Source organism: Candidatus Methanoplasma termitum (assembly GCF_000800805.1).
GTDB classification, from domain to species: Archaea; Thermoplasmatota; Thermoplasmata; order Methanomassiliicoccales; family Methanomethylophilaceae; genus Methanoplasma; species Methanoplasma termitum.
This window is the reverse complement of record NZ_CP010070.1, coordinates 1,013,313-1,033,301: the sequence shown is the minus strand read 5'-3', so window position 1 is coordinate 1,033,301 and position 19,989 is coordinate 1,013,313. Positions and strand designations below refer to the sequence as shown.

The 19,989-nt window shown below is 42.4% G+C and carries 14 protein-coding genes, 1 tRNA gene and 1 CRISPR repeat array; of the genes, 7 read left to right on the top strand and 8 right to left on the bottom strand.

The window, feature by feature from the left end; genetic code table 11:
• Nucleotides 1–292: 292 nt before the first annotated feature.
• From Mpt1_RS04960 to Mpt1_RS04950, 3 genes are all read left to right on the top strand, one after another.
• Complete coding sequence (locus tag Mpt1_RS04960; RefSeq protein WP_048112764.1) at nt 293–1,495, top strand: restriction endonuclease; 1,203 nt, start codon at nt 293–295, stop codon at nt 1,493–1,495.
• A gap of 316 nt (nt 1,496–1,811) precedes the next feature.
• A complete protein-coding gene (locus Mpt1_RS04955; RefSeq protein WP_048112762.1) occupies nt 1,812–2,540 on the top strand; it encodes an NUDIX hydrolase in 729 nt (242 codons plus the stop codon).
• Entirely contained in the window at nt 2,537–3,052 is a 516-nt protein-coding gene (locus Mpt1_RS04950) for a cysteine hydrolase family protein (protein ID WP_048112760.1), read from the top strand. Before Mpt1_RS04955 ends, Mpt1_RS04950 begins: the two co-directional genes overlap by 4 nt.
• 143 nt (nt 3,053–3,195) lie before the next feature.
• Here Mpt1_RS04950 and Mpt1_RS04945 read toward each other — a convergent pair whose 3' ends face one another.
• Nucleotides 3,196–3,447, bottom strand: a complete 252-nt coding sequence (locus Mpt1_RS04945) for a hypothetical protein (protein WP_048112757.1) — start codon at nt 3,445–3,447, stop codon at nt 3,196–3,198.
• Nucleotides 3,448–4,724: 1,277 nt separating this feature from the next.
• Here Mpt1_RS04945 and Mpt1_RS04940 point away from each other — a divergent pair.
• Nucleotides 4,725–5,759, top strand: a complete 1,035-nt coding sequence (locus Mpt1_RS04940; RefSeq protein WP_148305873.1) for a PDDEXK nuclease domain-containing protein — start codon at nt 4,725–4,727, stop codon at nt 5,757–5,759.
• Nucleotides 5,756–6,877, top strand: a complete 1,122-nt coding sequence (locus Mpt1_RS04935) for a PDDEXK nuclease domain-containing protein (protein ID WP_082007258.1) — start codon at nt 5,756–5,758, stop codon at nt 6,875–6,877. The genes Mpt1_RS04940 and Mpt1_RS04935 overlap by 4 nt, the downstream gene beginning before the upstream one ends.
• A 446-nt stretch (nt 6,878–7,323) precedes the next feature.
• Here Mpt1_RS04935 and Mpt1_RS07605 read toward each other — a convergent pair whose 3' ends face one another.
• From Mpt1_RS07605 to cas12a, 5 genes are all read right to left on the bottom strand, one after another.
• The gene (locus tag Mpt1_RS07605; RefSeq protein ID WP_048112751.1) at nt 7,324–8,595 is read right to left on the bottom strand and encodes an InlB B-repeat-containing protein; all 1,272 of its coding nucleotides are present in this window, start codon (nt 8,593–8,595) and stop codon (nt 7,324–7,326) included.
• Nucleotides 8,596–8,692: 97 nt separating this feature from the next.
• A CRISPR array of direct repeats spans nt 8,693–11,977; the repeat unit is 35 nt; unit sequence ATCTACAAAGAGTAGAGATTCGAATGAGTTTTGAG.
• A gap of 133 nt (nt 11,978–12,110) precedes the next feature.
• Nucleotides 12,111–12,383 (bottom strand): CRISPR-associated endonuclease Cas2, encoded by a 273-nt coding sequence (gene cas2, locus Mpt1_RS04920; protein ID WP_048112749.1) that lies wholly within the window; start codon nt 12,381–12,383, stop codon nt 12,111–12,113.
• Complete coding sequence (cas1, locus tag Mpt1_RS04915) at nt 12,380–13,351, bottom strand: type V CRISPR-associated endonuclease Cas1 (protein ID WP_052399292.1); 972 nt, start codon at nt 13,349–13,351, stop codon at nt 12,380–12,382. The genes cas2 and cas1 overlap by 4 nt, the downstream gene beginning before the upstream one ends.
• Nucleotides 13,338–13,919 (bottom strand): type V CRISPR-associated protein Cas4, encoded by a 582-nt coding sequence (cas4, locus tag Mpt1_RS04910; protein ID WP_082007257.1) that lies wholly within the window; start codon nt 13,917–13,919, stop codon nt 13,338–13,340. Before cas4 ends, cas1 begins: the two co-directional genes overlap by 14 nt.
• On the bottom strand, nt 13,919–17,635 hold the full coding sequence (gene cas12a, locus Mpt1_RS04905) for a type V CRISPR-associated protein Cas12a/Cpf1 (protein ID WP_048112740.1): 3,717 nt from the start codon (nt 17,633–17,635) through the stop codon (nt 13,919–13,921). Before cas12a ends, cas4 begins: the two co-directional genes overlap by 1 nt.
• 117 nt (nt 17,636–17,752) lie before the next feature.
• On the opposite strand from cas12a, the gene Mpt1_RS04900 reads away from it, so the two are divergent.
• Entirely contained in the window at nt 17,753–18,589 is an 837-nt protein-coding gene (locus Mpt1_RS04900; protein WP_048112739.1) for an HFX_2341 family transcriptional regulator domain-containing protein, read from the top strand.
• A gap of 187 nt (nt 18,590–18,776) precedes the next feature.
• Here the strand turns inward: Mpt1_RS04900 and Mpt1_RS04895 are convergent.
• Nucleotides 18,777–18,852: transfer RNA gene (locus Mpt1_RS04895), tRNA-Ala, on the bottom strand.
• 92 nt (nt 18,853–18,944) lie between these two features.
• A complete protein-coding gene (locus Mpt1_RS04890) occupies nt 18,945–19,220 on the bottom strand; it encodes a hypothetical protein (RefSeq protein WP_048112737.1) in 276 nt (91 codons plus the stop codon).
• A 471-nt stretch (nt 19,221–19,691) separates the two neighbouring features.
• Here Mpt1_RS04890 and Mpt1_RS04880 point away from each other — a divergent pair, with 471 nt between their 5' ends.
• Nucleotides 19,692–19,937 (top strand): hypothetical protein, encoded by a 246-nt coding sequence (locus Mpt1_RS04880; protein WP_048112732.1) that lies wholly within the window; start codon nt 19,692–19,694, stop codon nt 19,935–19,937.
• Nucleotides 19,938–19,989 lie beyond the last annotated feature (52 nt).

Genomic DNA, 19,989 nt, shown 5'->3' with positions numbered 1-19,989 from the left:
AGCGTTCTCGTACTGCACCATGTCTATGGCTTTCGCCAGTGTTTTTAGCCATTTTACACCCATCTAAATATTATTTTTGAAATATAAATATACATTGGCACCGATATGAGCAAAGGAAAGCACAGCAAAAAATACGAACCTCCAAGAAATCTCATCTGTTTGATATTAAGGCCTTATCTATACCGACATCCAAAAAGTAGATAAATATGAGGAGTTTATTTAATTAGTGAGACGTCTGCCCAGAATGGTTAGTCTCCTCTAAACACATTTCAATGAAATTATGGTGAACTCAATGGATGACTTGAAGAACATATACCTCTGCGACTATGATGGTGAGGGGTTTGAGAAATTATGTCAAAAACTATTGCAAGGACACTATAAAGCAGAAGTGGAAGATGTACCGCTTGTCGGCGATGGCGGAAAGGATCTGATCGTCCGTTTCTCTCCAACCGATGTGATGTACGTTGAATGCAAACATCACCACAAACCAATAGGCAGGCCCGTTGTACAAAAATTACACTCGGCAATGATGACAGATGGCGTGAAAAAGGGTCTTCTTATATGCACCGGCGGATTCAGCGATGATGCGATAAATCACATCAATGAGAATAGACTCCACATTGAAACAATGGATTTCTATGATCTGAAGTCAATTGGTTCCAAATATGGGTACAGAATCCTGCTGAATCCCACCTCGGATAACATAACGATTTGCACGCTGGCACCATATGACCCCAATGAGATTAAGAGCATTATTACATCCAATTTCATAAACGTCCGAAATTCAGGAAGGACAAAGGTCGAACCGAATCTAAAAATAATAAAAAATGATAGGGTCGTGAAATATGGCGTATTCTTACACATCTCAGCGCACGAAGATTTTAAGATGTCGAATGGCACAGTGATAAAAAGATTAGATCAAGAGTTCAACGTTCTTCTGGATAGCAACACGTTAGAGAATATACCAGAGGCATCCGGCATTACCATTAAGCTATCAGATGGAGATAAGATTGAGGGGCCTATGCCGGCTCAGCTGAATATAAAGCAGATCGAATTGGACATCAGAGAAAGGATGATTCAGAGACTCACAGAAGATGTCTCTTATTTTGGGAACAACGGCAGTCATTACACAAAGACCTGCTCACCGAAGCCGAAGAACGTGAAAGTATCCTTTGAGTATCTACTAAAATATTACGTTGCTAACATTGAGTTCGAGACCTTTGGAACGAAATCAGATGTGACATTCATAGAGAACAAAAATGATAAGTTCACCTTATTAGCAAAGAATATCAGAACAGAAGGACTTACTTATTGTGATTATTGTCAGGCTCTGGCGAGGACAACACACACATGCTCAGACTGCGGGAAGTTCATTTGCATGGATTGCACTCGTCAGTACAAGAAAGGGTTCCTTTCACCATGGAAGGATGTTTGTAAGGAATGTGAAAAAAAACATTCTGACCCAAAGATCAAACACAGGAGAGCAGAAGAATGAAGTGAGATAGATTTCTGATTACCAATAAATTAACAGAAACTAAGTGAACATAATGCTGCTCTTTTCAATAAAGGAAAATAAAAATGTCATTCCCATTTCACTTCAATGAGTGCCCTCTACCCGAAGGCCTCGACAGCGACGGTTTTGTCAACACCTGCGAGGAGATCCTCTCTCCATTCTACAGATTAAAAACAAAACACACGTCCCATTTTTCACATCTTTTCTGTAATCATACTCCGTATGACTATCATTTGACCCCAATCTTTATACATCTAATATGATATTATCATTTTATTAATAACATAAAGATGATATCATGAAACCCATATTCGGCCATGAGCACCCCTTCGTCACCACCGATGCGGTCGTTTTCACGGTCAGCACAAAGGAGCCCGGCAACTACCGTAAGCTCCCCATGACCGAACTGCGTTTATTACTCTATAAACGCAAGGAAGAACCCTTTGCAGGGAAATGGTGCCTGCCCGGAAGTTTCCTCAACATCGATGAATTACCGGAAGATAACATCAAGCTTAAACTGAGCGACAAAACGAAGGTGGCACAGTGCTATCTTGAGCAGCTTTACACCTTCTGCGATATTGGAAGGGATCCAAGTGCAAGGGTCCTCTCGATAGCATATCTCTGCCTTCTGAACGAAGAACAATCAGATAACATCAGCGGCGAGGAATGGTTCACCATCCGTCCCCAAGGATCATCCTTTGCAATCGAAAGGAACGGAACACCTCTATCAAAAGACGATCTCGGGTTCGACCACTTCACGATCATCCGCACGGCGTTGGAAAGACTGCATATGAAGATCCACTACACCGATCTCATCTTCCGCCTGATGCCAAAGGAGTTCACCCTGACGGAACTGCAGAATGTGTACGAGACCATAACTGGCAGGAAAGAGCTCGCCGCCAATTTCCGAAGGAAGATCAACGACATGGTGGAAGAGACCGATCGATATACGGCTGACAAGGGCCACCGGCCCGCAAAGATATACATCCAAAGACCAAAGGATAACAAAGGAAAGGAAGCACAATGAGAAGACTGTTGATAGTGGTCGACATGCAGAACGATTTCATCACCGGTTCGTTAGGCTCGCCGCAGGCGCAGGCGATCGTTCCCGCTGTTCAAGAGAAGATAAAAAGCTACAGAAAGGCGGGGGACAAGATAATCTTCACCCGCGACACCCACTATGCCGATTATTTGGAGACGCAGGAGGGAAGAAGGCTCCCTGTCGTTCACTGTATCGAAGGCACAGACGGCCACAGGATCGCCGACGAACTTAACACAACCGGATGTAAGATATTCGACAAGACCACCTTCGGTTCGCTGGAATTGGCGGAAGGTCTTGGCGAGTATGATGAGATCGAGCTGTGCGGACTGTGCTCTGATATATGCGTAGTATCGAACGCATTGATACTGAAGGCGAAGTTCCCGGAGACCGTCGTTACCGTGGACGCAGGCTGCTGCGCCGGCGTGACCGAGGAGAGCCACAAGGCCGCCCTTATAACAATGAAGATGTGCCAGGTAAACCTGATCGGAGAGGAATAAAGTGTTCGATATCAACGGACAAAGGATCGATGTAGGGCGCTTCCCGGACGGCACGCCAAGGCTGAACATATCTGGAATGGAGAGATATACGCAGACCCTCGCATACATCCCATGAAAACGCAAGGTCTCCGGTATCCCTGTCTTCAGAAAAAAGGCGGTGAACGTTTTGATTCGTTATCGACCTCTTTCATTTCCTTTTTGATCTTTTTGAATGTTCTCATCACCATGTCTATTTCAAAGAATTCCATCATGTCACAGATCATGTGATAAACTACCATTTCATCTGAAAGCGAAGTGCATTTGTTCTTCATTGCTTTTTCCCGGTCTTCGTACAATGCGATCACGAACTTCTCATAATCCTCTCTTTCTCCAGGGAATAAGTAGTATCTTTCCATGTTCCCTAATCGGTCTCATGATCTACTTATAAGGTAAACAATACAGTTATACTACTTTTTATGGAAACATGTGTTTCTCTCATCCCGAGGAAGAATTCGCCGCCGGATCAACCGTTGCGGATTTTGCAACGGTTCAGATCGGAAATCGAGGAACATAATGTGTAATATAGCCAATTCACGTGCGCAAATAAGAGGGTTCCATGACCGATTCCTTTTCATAGACGACAGGGTCCGGCACCGATCCTCCAAATCGTCCATCGGTGATGGACGAAATAGAAAATGTGAAGGTGAGTGATATAGGGACCACATCTCTCCACTGAGTTGCCACGGGGCAACCTGTCTTTCAATACTCTAATGGTAATATATTAAAGTTCTTTGAAAAAGGCGCACAGAAGCATTTTGGAGTAAATGATTCTGGAAAATGGACACCAACCCGAGAAAAAAATGGACGTAATGTGATAAAGACCAACCATAAAGGATTTCTTTATAGTTCGTTTTGAGGGAGAGCCAGATTAGGCAATCTCAATGAAGAAAATCGGAAATTCCGATTTTTCTACCAAGCAAAAAAATTACTATGATCTTGACATTATCATTTCTGTTGGGTACTGTGTCAATCAAAATGAGGAACTCAATTTCCCCAATTGGCAAATTGTGTTCTTAAGGACTACATCTTGAAGAGATATGCTGTCAGCGAACGTTTCGAATGCATCGAAGGTCGTGTCGCAGAGACGGAGAAGAAAACAATTTCTTCGTCAGAACTTCTCTGCCACCCGTCCAAGGAATACTAAATGAGGGGCAGATATTCTATGCTTAGGTATTTGCTTTGGGCATGATTAAGACTGAAAAGGGATTTTACGCGCATAGGCGATAATGCGTCCATATCAATTGGTCACGCAGTGCGTAGCCTTTTTCAAATGTCAAAAATATGCCGGCGTTTTGGTCAAGATATTCATGATATATCAACTCAAGCATAAGCATATAGCCAGATATAAAAAAAATCATCATCTTGTCTGTACTTTCGGGTACTTTCGGACACCCCTCCCTAAGACTTATATACCATCCTTTCCATGTAAAAATGCAGCGAGTAAACGGGTCTCTGTACCAGCTGTTTCAATGAGCCGTAAGGACATTTAGAACTCAGCCATAGGCGGGGATGCTGCGGCAAACGCAGCGATCTCCGATATGTAAGCACTTGCAAAAAAGGAGTGCGAACTATGGCAAAAATAATCAGAGATAAGGACGAGCCGCAAATAGCGGCGAACGTACCAGAAGAGATCATCGAAGAGAATCTCTTCAAAGAAGTGAGAGAAATTCTGAACAGTTCCAGAGGCAGAGCATATGCGGCTTTGAACTCTTTCATGGTCGAAGCATATTGGAAAATCGGTCGGCTCATTGTTGAAAAACAAGGCGGAGCAGAGCGTGCCGCATACGGTGACGGACTTATCAAAAGTCTGTCAAAGCAGTTAACGGCAGAATACGGGAGAGGGTTTGACGATCGCAACTTACGTTATATGCGGCAGTTCTATTCGACGTTGCCAAACTGGAACGCAGTGCGTTCCGAATTGTCGTGGACCCACTATCGGTTGATCCTTCGTGTAGAAAACCCCCGGGCCCGCAACTACTACTTAGAAGAATGCGCAAACGGCAACTGGAGCACCAGACAGCTTGAGAGACAGATCAACAGCTTCTGCTACGAACGTGTTCTGGCAAGCCGGAACAAGGAAGAGATAAGAGACGAGATAATAAAGAAGGAACCAGGGAGAACGGCAGAGGACATAATCAAAGATCCGAGTGTTCTGGAGTTCGCCGGGTTGGATCACAATTCCGGCTTTCGCGAATCGACCCTCGAAAAAGCTTTGATAACACACATGCAGAAGTTTTTGTTGGAACTCGGTAACGGCTTTACTTTTGAGGCACGCCAGAAAAGGATAAGTTTGGACGGTCGCCATTTCTACATTGACTTGGTGTTCTACAACTATCGGTTGAAGTGCTTTGTTCTTATCGATCTCAAGACGGGCGAACTAACGCACCAGGATATCGGCCAGATGCAGATGTATGTCAACTACTACACCAGAGAGCTGATGGAGGAAGGCGACAACAAGCCCATAGGGATAATATTATGTGCCAGCAAGAGCGATACGATCGTAAGGTACACCCTTCCCGAGGACAACACACAGGTTTTCGCTTCGAAGTACAAAATGTACATACCGTCCGAAGAAGAGCTTTGCATGGAGATAGAGTCGGAAAGGAGGCTTTTCGAGCGGGAGAGGTTCTTGAATGAAGAGTCCGGCGAAGGAGGTGATGAACCATGAGCGGAAGACGCTCGAAAGCTCCTCAGGAGTCCGGCACGCAGTTGCCGGACAACGCCGGTCAGCAAATAGACGAGAACGACCTTTTCGAAAACATCGCAGCAATAATCGAGCATCGGAAACGCAGAGCATATGATCATGTAAATCAAGAAGTGACAATGATGTTCTGGGAGGTCGGACAATATATCAATTCAACCATACTCGAAAACAAGCGTGCTGATTACGGTAAAAAGATTTTGACGACGCTGTCGGCAAAATTGGTAACAACCTATGGACAGAGTTTTACCGAACGCAACCTTTATAGAATGATGCTTTTTGCGGAGCGTTTTGCTAACCCAGAGATTTTGCCGGCGCTGTCGGCAAAATTGAGCTGGTCTCACTTTATAGAGTTGTTGCCGTTGAAATCAGATGAGGCGCGGCTGTATTACGCAAACGACGCCATCGCACGGAACTATGGGGTACAAGAACTCCGTCGCCAGATATCCCGCAAAGCATATGAAAGACAGGAGATAGCAAACACCGAGATATCGGAGCAATCCGTCATTCCGTTCAATGTATTCAAGGATCCGTATCTGTTGGATATTTTCGATTTGAAAGAGAATTTTCACGAAGCGGATCTCGAAAAAGCCATCCTGGCCGGGCTGGAATCATTCATACTCGAATTCGGCAACGGTTTTACTTTCGTAGAACGCCAAAAACGGATGATAATAGATGGTGAGGATATAGTTCTGGATCTGCTTTTCTTCCATCGGAAACATAAGAGGTTGGTCGCAGTCGAGGTGAAGATAGGAAGATTCAAGGCGGAATATATGGGTCAGATGCTGTTATATCTGAAATGGCTCAACCGGTATGAGCGGAAGGAAGGCGAGGAACAGCCGATAGGACTTATCCTCTGCACATCGGCGAACCGCAAAAAGGTGGAATTGCTTGAAATGGATAAAGCCGGCATCGGGGTGGCGGAATACTGGACAGACCTTCCGCCAAAGGAGGAGTTCGAGCGCAAGATAAAGGAGATAGCGGCCGAAGCAAAAGAGCGGCTCGAACGGCGTAAGGGGATGCCACGCAGTGATGTTCCCAAACAGATCGATCACTATTATGAGGCAAAGGACGATGATGAATGATCCGGATGGAAAATATCATACTCTTTGTTCCACATAGTTATTTTTACATTTCGCCCATTGGCAATGGGCGAAATATCATTTTTTAGAAAGAGTTCTAAAATCCCGTACACCGAAGCAAATCAAAAAGAAGATTGTTCGAAGAACAGAGGAGATAAATTGGAAAAAATGTCCACTCTAAACACGAATGGACATGTAAATGAACATGTAAATGAGCATGTAAATGAACATGTAATTGGAATAAGGAAGCCCCACCGCCGAGACCACACATTTGACATTGCTGGGACAAAGAAAATTACTATCAGTTATCGCAAAATTTGCGACAACTGAGCATCAATTGTAAACCCAAAAATCGGGGCACCGCCCCAATAATTGAACCGGTCACATTATAGTTTGACTATATGTGCATGGCCGATAAGTGGCCGATAAGCGGCAGGCACATCGGATGCTCAAACGGCGAAAGTCTTCACAACCACATAGCCGGTCGGGAGATACCCTACGTTAGCATCGTTGTACCAAGTAACACTCGTCTCGAACGTAGCTTCACAATAGTAATAGTTAACTCCGTCGATCGTTGTGAAGTATCCGGTCCCTCCCGGAACAGCCACTCCCGCCGCCATATGCTCACTTATGAGAACATTGTTCTGATCGTAGAATTCCACACCGTACAGCACGACATCGTACCCCATGGCTTTGATCAGCGATGCGAACAGGAACGCATGATCCTCGCAATCCCCTTTGCCCTCCCATAATGTTTCGGCAGGCAGTTTATAGTAATCGATAACACCTTTTCCGTCAATATCGTACTGGTACGGGAAACACTGCTGGACGAATTTCAGAACACAGTTCACTCTGTCGATATCATTCATCTTCGATGTGAACATCGAGAGTTCATAAGCCATCTGTTTGATCACTGGGTCATCGGATGTGACGAAGTTTCCCATCTTATCATCCGCGATCGTCCCGTCCCTAGGCAGCGGTGAGTTCAATGCGTTATTGTACCATGTTTGAGACAACTGAACATCCCACTTGATGGACCCGTTGTTTATGCTGAAGATATCGGTTATCGGCGAATACAGACTGTCCTCTCTGAATCTCCACTCGAAGTGTTTCATTATCAGATCGTCCACCACCTTCAGTGATGTGTATGTGGAAGTTTCACCGTCAGTGTATGTTATGCTCTGCGTGATCGAGAGAAGGCTCGCCGTGTCGATACTCAAAGAGAAAGAACTGTCGCCGCCACCGTCCGTGGCGGTGTTCAGTAATTCCATGCCGGTGAACTCGTCCGTCACGACCCACGACCTCTGAGAGATCTCGACGTTGCGGTAGGATGTGACGGTGACTGTCGACGGATAGTTGGCGACATCGGGCGTAGCGGTGAATGATGCGTCGTGATCGAGGGAGAACCATGCCGTCAAGGTGGTGTCGCTCTTGGGAAGGAAGACATAGGTCTTAAGAGTGGACCGCTTGGTATTCCCTTCGAACCATCCGACGAAAGTGTATCCGTTGTTGTTCGGTTCCACAGTCACCGAGAAAAGATCCCCATGTTCCACATGGCCGAACGTGGTGGAGAGGATCCCCGCATCGGGGTAGTTGATCTTAACGGTAATATCATGAGGGCCGGCGTCTCCGTAGTAGTCGGAGTGGATGTAGAGATATCCTGCTGCGCCTATTGCTACGATGATAATGAATGCGATCGCCGCTTTACGTTTGCCGCTCATGTTTTCCCATCCGATATGTTTGAGAATGAATAAGAGAAGAGGATATTAAGAGATTTGTTTTGAGTTTTTTCTCCAAATTGTGCCCTGCCACTAGTGAATCTACAAAGAGTAGAGATTCGAATGAGTTTTGAGCTTGGGCTCATCCGCGGATTGCTGCCATCTACAAAGAGTAGAGATTCGAATGAGTTTTGAGGCCAGTTGCTCGCGCGTATATATATTATCTACAAAGAGTAGAGATTCGAATGAGTTTTGAGAAGAGTTTGAGCGCGAAATGATAACTATCTACAAAGAGTAGAGATTCGAATGAGTTTTGAGCGCCGTGCCCTGTCCATCACCGAATTTATCTACAAAGAGTAGAGATTCGAATGAGTTTTGAGGCACAATCAAGCCTCGTATCCATGACATCTACAAAGAGTAGAGATTCGAATGAGTTTTGAGGACAAAGAAAGGTTATGGGCGGACTTATCTACAAAGAGTAGAGATTCGAATGAGTTTTGAGTATCTGGTTAAGATTATGGACGTGTTATCTACAAAGAGTAGAGATTCGAATGAGTTTTGAGCCCATGCATCAAGGCCGATCTGTTGTGATCTACAAAGAGTAGAGATTCGAATGAGTTTTGAGTCTGTGAGGTTCGTTAGCTGAGTGAGATCTACAAAGAGTAGAGATTCGAATGAGTTTTGAGCAGCACCGAACCACCCCCTTTTCTTACAATCTACAAAGAGTAGAGATTCGAATGAGTTTTGAGCTCCTTACACACCGGGTGTGTATCTTGATCTACAAAGAGTAGAGATTCGAATGAGTTTTGAGAGTCGATACGCACCGAGAATGGCGTCATCTACAAAGAGTAGAGATTCGAATGAGTTTTGAGACTGTCTGAGAAGGAACATTACCTGAATCTACAAAGAGTAGAGATTCGAATGAGTTTTGAGTATACTGTGATGGCCTTGGTTGCTGTTAATCTACAAAGAGTAGAGATTCGAATGAGTTTTGAGTTCCAACTTAGGCGTTCCTTCTTATTAATCTACAAAGAGTAGAGATTCGAATGAGTTTTGAGGTTAAAACTCTGTTGGTGTGTATTTATCTACAAAGAGTAGAGATTCGAATGAGTTTTGAGGTTGAATTGGGACTACTCGGCGATACTATCTACAAAGAGTAGAGATTCGAATGAGTTTTGAGCTGCGATCAGAACCAGTATCTTGAGAATCTACAAAGAGTAGAGATTCGAATGAGTTTTGAGGCCGTTACAAAAGTCCTTGACTACTTATCTACAAAGAGTAGAGATTCGAATGAGTTTTGAGCTATTTTCCGTACTTGAGGGCGCACTATCTACAAAGAGTAGAGATTCGAATGAGTTTTGAGATCCTGCGTTATCCGATACCGTATAATCTACAAAGAGTAGAGATTCGAATGAGTTTTGAGCGCGCACATTCCGCCCTGGAGCTCCGAATCTACAAAGAGTAGAGATTCGAATGAGTTTTGAGATACCCCAATCACAAGGTTCTCATACATCTACAAAGAGTAGAGATTCGAATGAGTTTTGAGGATGTGGCAGTTATTTCGTTCACAAAATCTACAAAGAGTAGAGATTCGAATGAGTTTTGAGCTTACAGCCAGTGAGATTAGTGAACGTATCTACAAAGAGTAGAGATTCGAATGAGTTTTGAGTCGATACAGGAAGCGAAGGTTATGTTAATCTACAAAGAGTAGAGATTCGAATGAGTTTTGAGGGAGGACAGGATCTTTCGTTCTCCGTTATCTACAAAGAGTAGAGATTCGAATGAGTTTTGAGATCCTCGGATGATCGAAGTTGATCTATCTACAAAGAGTAGAGATTCGAATGAGTTTTGAGCATGTTCGAGACTTCGAGTATATCTAATCTACAAAGAGTAGAGATTCGAATGAGTTTTGAGACGCATAGTATGTGCTTGACACATTACATCTACAAAGAGTAGAGATTCGAATGAGTTTTGAGTTACGTCTGGGCAAGTAGTCCATCCCTCATCTACAAAGAGTAGAGATTCGAATGAGTTTTGAGAGTTAAGCTAATAGCTTAACTGCATTATCTACAAAGAGTAGAGATTCGAATGAGTTTTGAGGTACCACGCTGTCGGGTGTGCAGTACATCTACAAAGAGTAGAGATTCGAATGAGTTTTGAGCGGAAGGTTATTATCCATAACTGTGCCATCTACAAAGAGTAGAGATTCGAATGAGTTTTGAGGGACGCGGACGCAATCAACGCCGTGTTATCTACAAAGAGTAGAGATTCGAATGAGTTTTGAGTCCAGCGGGGACGCATGGCGCATTTAATCTACAAAGAGTAGAGATTCGAATGAGTTTTGAGCTGCTCTTTCATGTTGTTTAATTTGTCATCTACAAAGAGTAGAGATTCGAATGAGTTTTGAGATATCGGACTTGTAAAACTGTGGGCATCTACAAAGAGTAGAGATTCGAATGAGTTTTGAGATCCACGGCGCAGGCGCAATCTCAGTATCTACAAAGAGTAGAGATTCGAATGAGTTTTGAGGACCTTCAGGTCGGGATTCAACTCTTATCTACAAAGAGTAGAGATTCGAATGAGTTTTGAGTCTCTCATCGCATTCAGGGTTATCAGCCATCTACAAAGAGTAGAGATTCGAATGAGTTTTGAGTCGTTGTTCATTTTATCACCTAAGACATCTACAAAGAGTAGAGATTCGAATGAGTTTTGAGCCAATAGATACAACTTTTATCAATCCATCTACAAAGAGTAGAGATTCGAATGAGTTTTGAGACGGCCGTTACTAATCAGGTTTCAGCTATCTACAAAGAGTAGAGATTCGAATGAGTTTTGAGAGTAGAGCCAGACACCCTGAGTGTACATCTACAAAGAGTAGAGATTCGAATGAGTTTTGAGCGCCTGAGTATCGGCTGGTTAGGTTTATCTACAAAGAGTAGAGATTCGAATGAGTTTTGAGTTTCAGAATTTATAGTTTCAACCTTATATCTACAAAGAGTAGAGATTCGAATGAGTTTTGAGCCTACAGGTGATAGATATTGCTAACACATCTACAAAGAGTAGAGATTCGAATGAGTTTTGAGCCATGAGTCCTGGTGCACAGGTCACATCTACAAAGAGTAGAGATTCGAATGAGTTTTGAGAGTTTTTTCTTATTATCTCTAAATTATCTACAAAGAGTAGAGATTCGAATGAGTTTTGAGAGTATCTATTATACCGCAATGATGGAATCTACAAAGAGTAGAGATTCGAATGAGTTTTGAGCTTCATAAGATCCTTTTGAACAATTTATCTACAAAGAGTAGAGATTCGAATGAGTTTTGAGGGATTACAGCCCAGGTCCTGCGCCTATCTACAAAGAGTAGAGATTCGAATGAGTTTTGAGACTCATTGTGGGTTTTTGGTCTATTCAGACCCGCTTTTTACATATATGACAACATCAAATAACAATATAACGCTTTTGATTGTACAAATTATTTGAAAACTGACGAAATGAAAAATTAAGACCGGGGTTTGCATCAGACGATTACAATGTCTGATTCCTCATGTATCGCATAACCCATCCTTATCACATCACATGTTTTTGAAAGTTTAATGATTAGTACCGAATCTGCTTCAGAAAATTTGTCCATGAAATTGTTGTTGATATCTGTGATAATATTATCGAGTATTCTTTCAGAATTGTCGATCTCATATACAGAATACTGCAGCCTGTGCCCGAATCTCTTTATGTATTTTGAGAATTTTGTGCGCAGTTTGTCATCCTGGATATCATAACTGATAAGGATCATTCTTCCTCCAAAATCTTGAAGATTGGAAAATCAGAAATTGGTTTATGTTTCATTATTGCACGATAGAAGTCTTGGAAATAAACAAAGATCTGCTCTTTTGACTCTAACAGTGGCTTCATCAAAAACCCCACATAATCCTTGTTCTTTGAAATATCTAACAAAAATCGTCCGTTTGAAACGTTAAAGTCCTCTGGTTTGCATTGCCCTAAGTTCACAGCCTTCCTAACCTGCCAATCTATAAGCGGGCGGAATGGTTCCACCATATCGCAAACAAGCGACTTTCGCATGTAGAATTCTCTATGATATACGCCTTTGTAAGTATCGAATCCGTATAGCTCCAGCATTGCATCAACGAAGTTGAAAAGGATCGTATATCCTATGTCCAAGGTGCTGTTGATAAAATCAGCCTTAATCTGTGGCCTCCTGCCTGTCCATGCCTCCATGCTGAAATTGTTCCTGAAATATATCCTTGAAGCTGATCCTTCGATGCCCATGAGTCCTCTGAAGTCGTCATCGAAGTTCCTCACGGATTCTGCATATCGCTCAAGCGACGATATGTCAGCTCTCATCCCGTTATCCTTCCATCTTTGTAATTTTAATGTATCAATCTGATTGCGGATCTTATTCTCCACGATGTGTTTCGCTATGTCGAGACCATCGTGGTCATATTGTATCTTCCTCAGAACATAATTGCCCTCGGTCTTGTGGCCGATGATGTCATAGGTACGGAATGAACCAGACATCAAAAATATTGGGAAACCGAACTTTCTTGATCTTTGGATTATACCTGACGTTATCGTCACGTCTCCCACAATGAAAAGAGCAAAGATTCGATAACATGTGGACTGAAGACGCACTTCATCCCCATTCTTTACCACAAGATTGTCATTGCTAAATGAGATTTTGTCGCCGTCTCTTGTAAAAACGAAGATCGCCTGTTTTTTCTGGAATGTGTCAACTGACATCATGTTTTACCTCCAGACTAGAACTCCCGCACATTGGTTCATATATGCAATTAGAACATTTGCAGGGATTCGTCTGGACGTAATCATCGGGATTGAAAGTGTGCATATCTAGGATCGTTTCTTCAAACTTGTGCGTCATGACTGGGTCTTCCTCCGGAACGGTGATGTCATAGCTTTTATTGTCGTCCATACTGTATACACGGATCTTTTCAATCTCGTATCCCATCTCTTTCAGGGCAAAATATTGACCATATACTTGGAATATCTGCCCATCGTACAGACGAGATATCTTTTTCTTCCGCTCTGTCAACATTTTTTTCTTTATGTCCAAGAGATCTATTTTCCCAATCAAACCATACTTTTCGCAATAGACTTCCATTCCCTGCAATACATCTTTTCTTGATGTGTACCGCCCATCCTCTATTGTTTCATGCGCATGTGTTCCGTTGATCTGACATCTTGATTGGGATATCATTCTGTCCGAGTCTCCCATTAGGTTATGGAAATAAATCGAGACTGGACAGAATAAAAAGTCGTTTATGTTCGATAGCAAAATCGCATTCTCGGTCATCAATCCCCCCTTGTCTGCATGAATTCGAACCAGTCCTTATGTTTCAGTTCTAGCTTCGCCATCTTTTCCGAGTCCGGATCGAACTTCTCCGCTATCGCACGCATCGTCAATTCGCCCCTGAGAGCAATGTTATACGCGCCGTTCGCATCCGCGTCTATCGGAAGTTCCCTTCTTTTCGGATCGGTCCTGAAGAACTCTCCCTTGCTGTTCTTTATCGGCGAGATGATATAGTCTTCTTTCCCGTCATAGACCCTCATTTGAATGGCCGCTATGAAAGAGGAATACATTGTGTAGATCAGACCGTTATTGTTGCTCCTCAGGATATCTGGCAATATGTTCTGTCCGCCGTCATATTTGATTCCTGATGAAGTGAGAGCCTCTTTGATCTCCTTCGAGGGGTCGAACAGTTCGTTGCGTTTTTTCTCTTTTATGTACCTCATCCTTTCCCCGTTCGTGTATGCGGTCCATACATTTTTGTGGTCTGTTTTTGACGTTCCGAACTTCCGATAATCGAACGCGAATGCGAATATTCCTCCGTCTTTAGCGGAATAGGAGATCGACTCGAATTTTTGCAAGAATTCTTTTCTTTCCTGTGCGTTCGTTTTACTTGAAGTATTGAAAAGATTGACAAACCCGGTCGTCGGATCTATCTTCGAAGTATAGGCTGCCGGAACATAGAAAAGAATTCCTGTCTGTTTCCCAAGTTTAGCGAAACTTTCAAGCGGATTAGTAAGCTGATATGCATTGAGGACTCCTCCCGGACTTTCATCCGGAGCATCCTTGAATACCAGATAATTCATCTTGTCAATCAGCATATTCTCGAATTTCTGATATATCTGCTTCTCAACTTTGAAACGTCCGCGTTTGAACCCATAATTGAGTTCCTCCATGACAACAATGGCATTGTATTGTATCGCCATCTTGGTAATTTCGTGGACCGCTTTTGAAAGATACCCTTCCTTGAGGTCCTTTATCTTCCCGATAGCATTCCAGCTTTGTCTGGCATCCTTCATCTCGATCTCCCTCTGATTCAGTTTCTCTCGGTAATCGAATCCATCGATGACGTTGAGGCTCTGTTGATCGATTATTTTACCTGACCTGTCAATGATAGAATAGTAAAGAAGATTCCTTTCCCCGCGATCAATCCCAATAATATGCGCTTTTTCGTCCGAGAGGAACTTTTCAATTACCATCTTATTGAGATTCTTCTTCCCGTTTGCTTTGAAATTCAATGTCAGAGGCACATGGAAGTATATTTTATCATTCAGGTATCTGCGATCCTTTGTGATGTCGTAGTGCGCTTTGAAATATCTGACCTTATCGAGGTATTCTTTTGCTTCTCCGAGATCTTTGGTACGGCCATTATGATAATCTGTTAATTTTTTGTGGATCTTGTCAGGCACAGGTGTCCTGCCGTTGTAGGTACGATTGACCAGTATCTCTCCCTCCCTGTGAACTATCTCCTTGATGTCGCTCTTGTCTCTGTAGAAAAGTTCTGCTTCACCGTTCAGTTTCACTACCACATCCTGAAGGTTCTCGGGCGAGAATGCCGCGTTCCAATAAATGGTGTGCATATCTTTTTTTCCGGTTGCCGCTTTCACAAAGTCTTTGTTGTATATCTGGAAGAGGAATAAGTCCCCCTTTTCGACATACTCATCAATCGTCTCGGCAGAAATATTCTCAAAATGCATCCGGTATCCCTGTTTTTCTACATCCAGATAGAATTCGCTGATGTCTCCATATGATTCAGTTGGAGAGAAATAGAAGTTGAACTTACTCCAGTCCTTGTGCTTCTCGATGGATTCCTTGAAGAAGTCTATCAGCTTATGACAGAAATCCAGATCGAATTTATCTCCTCTTATGTGTTTGTCCGCTTCATATCCTTCTATTATCTCCTTTGACGGCTTGTACTCTTTTTTGCCTTTCGTAGATGTGAGGAAGACTCTTGGTAAGTTCTTGTTCGGCCCTGGAATTTGTTTGTACACCATCTTCCGGTAGAATGGGCCATTTCCAGACCCTTGTTCGAATTTAATATTCTTTTTCCTTTTTGGATTTATTATTCCGAGATAATAATTACCATCGCGGAGAAAGATTAAGGAGGCGTAGTCATATACCTTGTTTTGATCCCATCCGTTTGCCAGAGTTGGATTCTTGAAGTTTAGCTTTATCTTTTTCGTGTTAAGGTTATTTTTCGTAAGATAGTTCCTAACCTTATTATACAACGGAACAATAGCAAACAGTTTGCTATGGACTTCATCGAACTCCGCATAGAATGCTCCATCAAGAGGAATGTCCTGACGCGCTTTGAATAAATTGAAAAAATGTAAAAACTGTTGCACCGAGTCCAATAAGGTTTTGATAATATGGATCGATTCTTCGTCTCCAGATATTTTTTCCGAAATGAATTTCATTTCCTTTCTTGCAGCGTCAATCTTTTCCCTGGCAGTGCGCATCTTTGAGATATATTCATTAAAAGCATCATTATTGCCGGTTCTTTTTATTGCCTCTAATACATCTGATAACGCAAACTCCTTTGAGTCGAGCCACTTGTCTACCTTCTTGCATGTTCTCTCCAAATTGATGTCGTTGATAGAGTCTGCTTTGTATTCCCTCATTAACCCCCCCAGTGTTCCCCACTCCCCGAAAATAACATTAGAAACTCTGTTTATGTCCGCTTGCCTGATATATATCCTTTCTGTATCGTATTCTGCATAAGAAGATATCAATTCTAATGCTCTGTCAAAAATATTCCCGTCCTTATCATTTTCTATTTGTGCAAAGAACCCACCAATGGATGGTAAAAGTTGAGAGTCTTCTGTAAAAACATCTGGTATATAAGAAAAGGACTCTTTTTCACTCAGAATCTGTTTGAAGAGTGGAGTCATGTGTATCCTTCCCTTGCTGCTTTTTTCACTTTGATGGGCAAGATTAAGTGCATCATTAAGCCCCATCATTTTCTCACCACTTTTGGTCACATAGCCACCTAGGGCGAGATTGTATCTCTGTATTCCTTCTTGATTCAGGACTTTGTTGAAATACTCTAAGGAAAAGACTTCATCCATCTTGATATTATGTGCAACTAAAGCAGATTCTGCCTTAATGATCCACTCTGGATATTTTTTACGAGCTTCCTGATATTTCTGAAGGTTGTCGAGGAACTTCGGGAAATTCTCATTTACAATACGGTTAGAGATAGCCGTGATCTCGTCTCCGTCAGAATACATATTTTTTCGGTTCTCATGCAACCCAATAAAATAGCCTGAGAATTTATCAAAACTTTTCAATGCGTCAATTTCCTGATGGTTTCCTTTTTTGTAAATCTCTTCCTTGAGAAGTTCAGAAAACAATTTTTTTGAAAAAAGATCTTTAAACCGATCGTCTTTTTTGAACTCAGAAACTATCTCTTGCCTCATGCGTTTCTGTTCTGACAGAAAAACTTTCTTGTCTTTTTCCTCTCTACTCTTATAGTATTTCTCTGAAATCTGTTTTAAAGAATTCCAGTCAAGAGACATATTTGTTAGATGTTCGTCTATAAACTTCTTATGATACTCGTCGATTGCTTCCTTTAAAATCTTATATTTCTCCGCTCTATCCCTGTCCTCTTCGAAAAAGTTGAATGTTTCGAGGTGTTCCATCGTTCTTCCCTGCGGCTTCAATTCGAACCTTATCGTTTTCTGTATTGGGTACAGTTTGGTAAACTCATCATAGTTGTTCATGGAAAGAGAAACTAAGTGTATATATTTATTACTTGGGGAAATACGATTTTTTCAATTATTTCAACATATGTCTGTAGTAACAGAATATTTGTATATAACTATGTCAATCCACCACACATGGTGTCGGGACGGAGAGAAAGAATAGTGATCTCGTGCGTTACATTCGAGACTGTGAAGATCACAGATCCAGTAAAATTCTACGACGCAACAAAAGTTCATCTAATACATTACATAAAGGACCCTCAAAGCGAAAACGGCAAGATATACATGGAATTCTGTGAACGCGTATGTGAACTGATATCGGAAAACGCAACAGTTCCCATTGATATAATCAGACACATGGAGAATGTTAACGACTTCACCATCATGCTGAGAACGGTGCTCAGCATCATCGAAGAAGAGAATAAGAAGGATGAACCATCGGACATTTTTGTAAACATTTCTGCGGGCACGTCAGAGTATGCGGCCGCTGCTGCGATCGCATCCATGATGATGCCGGGAACAATACCCTTCTCGGTCAGTACTGTGGAGTATAAAGTAAAAGATGTCCGCGGAACATTCTATGATCTGAATGACAAGCCTGTGGGCCTTACCGAATCCGTCCGCGACCCTAAGTGTCTTCCGAAATATTCCATGCCAATACCAGATCGTAATGTGATCCTTGGGCTCAGGGCATTGGATGAAATGAATAAGAAGAAACTCTCTACCAAAGGCCCAGAAGTAATAAGGGTTCTGAAGGACCTTGATATTTGGCGAAGAGAAGGAGGGGAGGTCGTCTTTGACAACAAAGGAAAGGTCAAGATTACAAGATCCGACTCGGTGTATTATTTCCGCGATTTTGTAGAGAAATGGATATCAAACGGATGGGTGTATAGAGACGAATTCAAGAAAAGATATTTCCTCACGGACGAGGGAAAGATTGTGTTGGATACTTTCTATTATTCACCGAAATGAATCTCTACTGTTTGTAGATCAAGCATGAAGCCGTGTGTTCAAACGCCGAAAAAGTGAATCTCTACTATTTGTAGATCAAGCAGGAGATCGCGAGTTATGATTTAATAAGAATTTCTACTGTGTGTAGATCAAGCAGGAGATCGGGGGTTGAAAAACTTTTTCTGAAAAACGCAGTGTTGTAGAATAATGGTGGACTGGGCGCGAGTCGAACGCGCGATATCTTGCTTGCAAAGCAAGCGATGTAACCACTGATCTACCAGCCCGTAAACACTTGAATGAAAAACCATTATTAAATGGTTACCACTGCCCCAGCAGATCATATATTGACTGCTGGGTAAGTGGTTTTGATAATTGTTCACTCTGTGTAGGCCCTCTGTTTACATCCGGTGAACCGAGAGTTGGGACATCCCCAGAATGTGTGATTGTCTCCAAAACGCAATTCCATCTCTATGCCGCAATCGGGGCAATTCGGTGGAAATTGATTCCGGTAGAAAGAGAATCGATTCTCTTCCAAGATGGTGTCCATTATTTCGAACATTGCCTCAATGAACATTTCCCTCTCATATTCTTCTGCGATCTTTAGTATCCTGTGATACAGCTCCGTTTCTTCTGATAATGTTCTCGTTATCATGTTCGACGGTTTTTCTTTGTTAGGATATCAATACATAGGACTACAGTTATACTACACGTAGCAATTTAGCAATAATAATCTGCAAGTTTAATAAAAACAGATGAGATATATTCTCAAAGAGATGATGCCTTTATGCGTGAGTCCGCAGATCTCGAAAACCGGGATGTGAGCCCCTGACCGATACGTTGAGAATATCTCCAAAATGGAGAATAGAACATAACGGCAATGTGATCGAGGTCAAAAACAAATTGAATTCATGCTCCTTACTTATTAACGGACAAGTGGTCGATACAATGAAAGGAATGTATGCGGTAGGCGCCACGCTTGTGGGGAAGACCCCGTCTGGAGAAACGGTGAAGGCAATTCTGAATTCAGGTGTATTGAAAATACATTGTAATATCTATGTTGACGATGTTAAGATATTCCAAAACTCATAAAAACATCTCATAAATATTTGTTAAGAAAAAAAGGATGGTAAGAATGCAGAAATGGACTGTCAATCACAATTGGGATAAAATCTCTGTCGAAAAAAGACGGAACAAATGCACACTATACATCAACGGAAAGGAGGTCGACAGCCAGGGAGGACCTCTCGGAGGCAGCCTTATTGGGAAGACGCCTTCCGGAGAGACAGTGACCGCCACCATAAATAGCGGTTTTTTTGGAAGAACCTATTGCAACATTTACATCAACGACGTGAAGATCTTCATGAACTGAATTCTTGTGATTTTCATACCCGCTAAATGAGTCGATCTCGAAGTGTATACTA

Coding starts and splice junctions, on each gene's coding strand:
- Mpt1_RS04945 (WP_048112757.1), bottom strand. CDS start 3,447: ATGGAAAGATACTACTTATTCCCTGGAGAAAGAGAGGATTATGAGAAG.
- cas12a (WP_048112740.1), bottom strand. CDS start 17,635: ATGAACAACTATGATGAGTTTACCAAACTGTACCCAATACAGAAAACG.
- Mpt1_RS07605 (WP_048112751.1), bottom strand. CDS start 8,595: ATGAGCGGCAAACGTAAAGCGGCGATCGCATTCATTATCATCGTAGCA.
- Mpt1_RS04880 (WP_048112732.1), top strand. CDS start 19,692: ATGGTAAGAATGCAGAAATGGACTGTCAATCACAATTGGGATAAAATC.
- cas4 (WP_082007257.1), bottom strand. CDS start 13,919: ATGACCGAGAATGCGATTTTGCTATCGAACATAAACGACTTTTTATTC.
- Mpt1_RS04935 (WP_082007258.1), top strand. CDS start 5,756: ATGAGCGGAAGACGCTCGAAAGCTCCTCAGGAGTCCGGCACGCAGTTG.
- cas1 (WP_052399292.1), bottom strand. CDS start 13,351: ATGATGTCAGTTGACACATTCCAGAAAAAACAGGCGATCTTCGTTTTT.
- Mpt1_RS04950 (WP_048112760.1), top strand. CDS start 2,537: ATGAGAAGACTGTTGATAGTGGTCGACATGCAGAACGATTTCATCACC.
- Mpt1_RS04890 (WP_048112737.1), bottom strand. CDS start 19,220: ATGATAACGAGAACATTATCAGAAGAAACGGAGCTGTATCACAGGATA.
- cas2 (WP_048112749.1), bottom strand. CDS start 12,383: ATGATCCTTATCAGTTATGATATCCAGGATGACAAACTGCGCACAAAA.
- Mpt1_RS04900 (WP_048112739.1), top strand. CDS start 17,753: ATGGTGTCGGGACGGAGAGAAAGAATAGTGATCTCGTGCGTTACATTC.
- Mpt1_RS04955 (WP_048112762.1), top strand. CDS start 1,812: ATGAAACCCATATTCGGCCATGAGCACCCCTTCGTCACCACCGATGCG.
- Mpt1_RS04960 (WP_048112764.1), top strand. CDS start 293: ATGGATGACTTGAAGAACATATACCTCTGCGACTATGATGGTGAGGGG.